We start from the raw sequence: 576 nt of genomic DNA, 5'->3' as shown, positions 1-576 counted from the left end.
GGATCACGTACACATAACTGAAATTGGTTAATTAAACGGGGGATTAATCATGCAAATTAATGATTTGCTAGCGGCAGAGACAATGATTTTGAATCTGGCCGCCACAGACAAAATTGGGGCTTTTAAGGAAATGATTGCTGGTTTGAAACAAGCAAATCGGATTTCAAGTGAGGCTGATTTCTTAGAGGGGATTTTGGCACGGGAGGCACAAACGTCAACAGGTTTAGGTGATGGGATTGGCATTCCACACGCAAAGAATGCAGCGGTGCTTCAACCAACAATCGTATTCGCCCGTTCTGAAACGGGGGTTGCGTACGATGCGCTAGACGGTCAACCAGTGCACTTACTCTTTATGATTGCTGTCCCAGACACGGCTAGTAATACACATCTGGAAGCACTGGCTAATTTGTCACGATTCTTGTTACGTGATGGATTTACAACCCAATTAATGGCCGCCAAAACACCGGCTGAAGTGCGCCGATTATTTGATGAATCATCGCCAAATACCTCGGGAGAAGACGGGGGGATAGCTAATGAGGACGCACCGTTGTTAGTTGCCGTGACGGCCTGTACAAC

Annotated in this window: 1 protein-coding gene; it reads left to right on the top strand. The window is 46.5% G+C overall.

Annotated features, from left to right (window positions below; all coding sequences use genetic code 11):
• Window positions 1-49: 49 nt before the first annotated feature.
• A partial coding sequence (locus WEIDD23_RS01510; RefSeq protein WP_197458774.1) for a PTS sugar transporter subunit IIA occupies window positions 50-576 on the top strand: 527 nt, incomplete at its 3' end.

Origin of the sequence: Weissella sp. DD23, from assembly GCF_001579105.1 — a bacterium.
Taxonomy (GTDB): domain Bacteria; phylum Bacillota; class Bacilli; order Lactobacillales; family Lactobacillaceae; genus Weissella; species Weissella cibaria.
The sequence above is the reverse complement of the archived record's forward strand: the minus strand, read 5'-3'. Positions and strand labels throughout refer to the sequence as shown.